Raw genomic sequence first — 6,344 nt, forward strand, 5'->3', positions numbered from 1 at the left:
ATTAGCTACCGTTTTGATTTGGTCAGCTGTACCAGCTACTTTTAAAGTACCTGTGGCTAATGGTAAGTTCAAGTGATCGTCACCAGCTGCTGCACCTTCGTTAGTATCGCCAGCATAACGTAGATTTGCATTATTAGTCACTGTTGTATTCAAATTTGAAATTGCATTATCTACATATTTTTTGTTCGCTGCATCGCCATCTTTTTCTGCATCCGCTACATTAGTAACTTTCATACCACCAGCATTGATGCCATCTTTATCGATAGTTACAGTTTTAGTTGCTCCATCTTTCGTATTAGCGATAGATACACCATCTGCTCCTAAGGTAACTTTAGAGCCTGTTGTACCATCTCCACTGCTGATAGATGTAATATTTTTCAAATCACTAGCAAGTTTTACATTTAACGTATCTGCTGCAGTATCATCTTTTTTCACAGTGATATTGTTTTGACCGTGGATGTTTAAAGTTTCTCCTAATTTACGAGTTACTTTATCTGCTGTTGCATCATCACCGGCAAATACCATACCTTTTTCAACGATACCATCTACTTTGGTATCTAAAGCTGTTACTTTACCTGCAGTTTCAGAAATTTTAGTATTTTGTCCCTTATTTGCTGCATCTAGTTTTTCGATTGCCGCTTTAATAGTTCCAACATTTTCAGCAGTACCTTCCGCATTAGTAATACTGAAAGTTGGTCCTGTTACAGTTCCATCTGCTGCAATTGTAGTTCCACCAATTACATTGGTTGCTAAATTTCCTACAGCAGCTAATTTACCTTTTGTAGTGGCAGATAAATCTAAGGAATATTTACGTACTTTATCTGTGCCTAACTCTCCACCAGTAATAGCGAGTCCATCACCTTTTATCGCTACTGTTGTATCGTTAGCATTTACTTTATACGTAGTTACACCTGCAGTAGTCGTTGTATCTGTAGTAACAGTGGTGTTAATACCATCTGCTACTTTCACAGCATCTTGTGCTGCTGTTTTTGCTAATTCTTTGACTTTGTTTTTACCATCATCAGATAAATTACTTAAGTTTTTATCTGCTGCATTGTCGACTTTTACACGAGTCGCTTTATCTAAGCCAAAAGTTACTTTGCCATTATCTCCTGCGGTAATAGCCAAGCCAGATTTAGGACCTTCTGCTGCAGTATCTGTAACGTTACTTGCTACGAAATTAAATCCATCAGCTAGTTTAACAGATTTAGCATTTGCTGCAGCTGCATCGTTAGCACGATATTTGATAGATGCATCTAAATTAGAGGCTACTACTTTCGCATCACCAAAGTCCACTGTACCTTTGTCTCCATTAGCTGGAGCTTTTACAGTTATTTTTGTATCACCATTTTTGATCACTAAATCACTAGTACCATCACCAGAGATTTCTTTCATCTTAGCAAGGTTTTCTGCTAATTTCACATCAAGAGCATCGCCATTTTTAACAACTTTGATGTTGTTCTCAGTTGCTGCACGAGTGAAGTTTTCCGCACCTTTAATTGTCAAAGTAGTACCTAAATCACGGTGTACTTTACCAGCATTAGTTGTGTCATTACCTGTAAAATCTAAGCCTTTAGTCACTAATGTGCCATTAGCTGTAGTAATACGAGTATCTAATTTAGTAATGGCTTCGCCAACATTAGATGCTGTTTCTGTACCTGTACCATCTGCTTTTGTGATGTTGTATGTAGGACCTGTGAAAGTACCATTTTCTACTTTAGCACCACCACCTAATGCTGTAGCTAAATTTGTCACTTTTTCTGCAGTATCAGAGATTTTTGTATTTTGTCCCTTATTCGCTGCATCTAATTTTTCGATAGCCTCTTTAATAGTTCCAGCATTTTCAGCAGTACCAGCTGCATTAGTAATACTGAAAGTAGGACCTGTTACAGTACCATCTGCAGCAATTGTAGTTCCACCAATCACATTTGTTGCTAAATTTCCTACAGCTGCTAATTTACCTTTTGTAACTGCAGATAAATCTACAGTATAGGCACGTACTTTATTCGTATCAGGAGTAGCATTATTAATTGTCAATGCCTCACTACCTGCTGCCACAGTTGTATCATTAGCATTTACTTTATATGTAGTAACACCTGCAGTACTTGTATCAGTCGTCACTGTTGTATTAAGACCAGGAGCTACTTTTACAGCCTCTTTAGCTGCTGTTTTCGCTAATTCTGTAACTTTATTTTTACCATCTTGAGTTAAATTGCTCAAATTTTTATCTGCTGCATTATCGATAGTATTGCGAGTCGCTTTATCTAAGCCAAATGTAACTTTGCCATTATCCTCTGCTTTGATAGCAAGGCCAGATTTTGGACCTTCTGCAGTGGTAGTAGTGTCTGTAGCGGCTGTGAAGTTAAATCCATCTTGTAATTTAACTGTTTTCTTAGTATCTCCATTACCTGCTTTATAAGAGATGCTCGCATCTAAATTAGGCGCTACTACTTTAGCATTACCAAAGTCGACTGTACCATTGTCTCCATTAGATGGAGCTTTTACAGTGACTTTAGTATTACCATTATTGATCACTAAATCTTGCGAACCAGTGCCAGAAATTTCTTTTATACCTGTTAACTTATCAGATAATTTAACAGCTAATCCAGTCGTACCGTCTTTTTCCACACGAATATTAGTATTCGGTATAGTAGAGGTGTAATTCGCACCACCTTTTACAGTTAATGTCGTATCTAATGTACGAGCTACCCCTTGATTATCATCGCCGGTGAAAGTAATCGCTTTTGTTCTGAAAGTATTATAGTCGGACTGCAATGTATCTACGACAGATTTTTTAGCAATATCTTTAATCGTAACGCGAGTGCTTTGATCTTGGTTATTACCATTTTGTTGAATCAAAGAAGCTGTACCATCAGTATTTACTGTATACTCCCCTGATTTGATGTGCATCTCAGCTGTTTTATCAATTTTATCATCAAGAGCTGTTTTTACAGTACCTGCCGTTACTAATTTATTAGCCTCTCCTGCTGCATTCACAGAACTTGCCAATTTAGGGTTGATTTTAACAGCCCCATTAGTATTCGAAATATCTAATGCATTCGTATTATCAGTAGCCACTGATTTTACAACATCCTTAGCTTTGATAGTAACCACACCATTGTTATTTTCGATAGCAATGTTATCGCCTGCTTTTAAAGTGACAGCTTTTTTAGTTAAACCATTCACTGTTTGCGGTGTAGCCACTGCCGTAGTATTTCCATCTTGTGTTCGCAATGTCCATTCATCAGACTTTTTGGCTACGTCTTTAATCTCTGTCACTTCATTAGGGACATCCTCGCCTTTACCATTTACATAGTTTAGCGTTATTTTACCATTCGCATCTGGTGTATATGCATCATTTCCTGTTTTAACTTTAATATGGCGCTCCTTCGATTCTAATGCTTTTAATTGTTTTACATTGACCGCATCAAAATCATCAGTACCACCCGCTACACTGACAATACGACGTGTTATAGTAGCTGTTCTATCAGAATCATTTCGTTTATTACCAACGGAAATCACACCATTACCGCTATTGTTAGTAGATTCACCAGACAAATACGCTGTTTTTCCAGCTCCATCTGCTTCCGTTGTAGTAGACCCTTCACCTAGTGCTACCGAATGTGCTAACGCAGCATTTGCATTAGTACCTAAAGCCATCGCACTAGATGCTGTCGCCTGTGCAGATGTACCGATGGCAGCCGCATTATAAGCAGAAGCAACAACATTTTGCTTATCATCGCTAGAACCAATACCTATCGCATTTTTACCAGATATATTAACAAAATATCCTAGGGCAGTACCATATTGTGCTCCCGATTCTACTGAATTTCGAGCACCTACGCTTGTCGCTTGATTCGCTGCTACGGTAGATGTATAACCAATATTCGTACTTGCTGAATTTGAAACTGTTAAATCATAACCAACAGCAGTAGATTTTTCTGCTGTTACCACTGCATTTCTACCAATAGCCACTGCACCCAACGCTTGTGATTTTGATAGATAACCTACAGAAACGCCGTCTGCGGTTGTTGATTCTGTATCAATACCAAGAGATACAGATCGTTTGCCCTGCGCTGAAGCTCGTAAACCTACCGCTACAGTTTCTATTTCTGATGCTGTGGTATTAGTACCTATTGCTACGGAGTTATCTTTAGCTGCTGATGCGCTATTACCCACTGCGATAGCAGAATTACCTGCTGCATTAGCACCTACACCTGCTGCAAAAGCATGTGAATTCGTGGCTTTCGCCCCATTACCAATGGCAGTAGAGGCTTCTCCCGTTCCTTGTGCAGAAGTACCCAATGCGATGGCATCGGTATGACTTGCTACAGCTTCTTTACCAATAGCTGTTGCGCCTGATGCCTTACCTTGTGCTCTTGTACCAATGGCAATGGAACTTTCACCTGTAGCCATTAATTTTTTATCATCAGTAATACCGTCATCACTGGAACCAATCCCAATAGCATTTTTTCCACTTACACTTAGAGTATAACCAATTGCTGTTGAATATTGACCTCCTGCTTCAGTTTTAACAGTAGAACCAATATTGACAGACTGATTAGCTTTTGTATACGAGTTATAACCTAGAATCGTACTAGCAGAAGCATTATCACTAGCTTTGATATTCATACCAACTGCTGTGGTATATTCCTTCAAAGCCTGTACATTTCTACCCAAGGCTACAGATCCAGCACCTGTAGACTGTGCAGCGGCACCAATGGCAATAGAAGCTTCGCCAGTCGATTGATTCGTTATATTATTAAATGTACTACCAATACTAATAGAGTTTTTACCAGAAGCTAAGCTTTCACTACCTGCTGCAAATGCATTACTCTCTGTTGCTTTCACTAGGTGACCGATTGCTGTAGAAGACGCTCCTGTGCCTTCCGCAGATGTGCCAATTGCAACCGCATGGTTACTACTTGCTAAAGCCAAATTACCAATCGCTGTGGATCCTAAATTGTTAGCTTGTGCTGCTGTACCAATAGAAATGGCATTTTCACCTGCTGAATTTAATTTTCTACTACTATTCTCACCGCTAGAACCGATGGCAACTGCATTTTTACCCACCGCTCGTACTTCATAACCGATAGCTGTAGCTCTAGCTTGAGTCGCCTGAGCATCTGTACCTATAGATGTAGCATTTTTATCAGATGCTAATGCTTTATAACCAATGGCTACTGCTTTTTCTGCTGTGGCTTTAGTTTTTTCTTTATTATCGGAAGCTGTATTACCCGACTTAGTTGGTTCACCACCATCACCACCACCGATAGCGATAGCATTAGCTGCACTAGCAGTAGCACCACGACCTAAGGCTGTAGCATTACCACCTGTAGCAATAGTACGGACACCAATGGCAACATCGCCCCATTTATCATAATCATTAATAGTTTTACCATTATCACTATTGATATCATCATTGGGCACACCTTTTTCATCATATACATTAGCGCCCGCTAACGACTGCCACCCTACAGCTATAGCACCATTACCATAGCCACGAGAACTAACACCAAATGATGTAGCCCCTGTTTTCTTAGCTCGTGATTGTTCACCCATAGCAATGCCATGAAGGTCTGCATGTGTATTATATCCTACACTTACGCCATAATCGTCTGTAGCTTGAGCAGTACGTCCAATTGCAACGCCAAAAGAATGACCTATGATCTGAGCTCCCTGCCCCATTACTATATTTGAGTTTCCTTGCGCTTTTGCATCTACACCAATAGCAATCCCTGGCTCAACTCTCCTAGCTCCATCGCCTCCAATAGCTGTTCCATCAGAATAGCTGCCTGAGCCGATTGCAATAGTCCCATCGGTTACAGTATTACCTCCAGCCAACGATACTGATGCTCTTGCTGCTGATACATCCGTTACCAAAGCGTCAGACCCCACAGCCATAGCTGCCAAGATACTAGCCACAACGATTTTCTTTTTACCAGAATGGTTCTTTGCCATTTCAGATACAACAATATAACATTGTTTTGACTTACTCCAAATGACCTTAAAAATTTTGTTCATACTATACTCCTATACACATATGTTTACAATATTTATATAACAAACTAGTGATGCTCACTTACCATACATACTGCTAAGCTGAGCATTTATGGCACAAAAAATTGAATGCTTACGTATTTCATAATCAACTTATTAAAACAGATAAACATTCATTATTATTTTATATATATTTACACACCATCCTTTGGGGACACCTCCTCCAGTCTCTCTTTTCACACTAAAAGCCTAACACAAACTACTTTATTAAAAAAATAATTTTTCCATTCTATTATATACTAATTCGGTGCACATTGGAATAGTTTTTTTACAAAATTTATTAT

Annotated in this window: 1 protein-coding gene; it reads right to left on the reverse strand. The window is 39.1% G+C overall.

Annotated elements, in window-relative coordinates:
- Positions 1-6,024 (reverse strand): ESPR-type extended signal peptide-containing protein (locus EO119_RS03800; RefSeq protein ID WP_164725675.1); only part of this gene is annotated, 6,024 nt, incomplete at its 3' end.
- Between the last annotated feature and the right edge of the window lie 320 nt (positions 6,025-6,344).

The sequence above is a fragment of the Veillonella sp. CNR 79/14 genome, from assembly GCF_003992185.1.
In the GTDB taxonomy this organism is placed as follows: Bacteria; Bacillota; Negativicutes; order Veillonellales; family Veillonellaceae; genus F0422.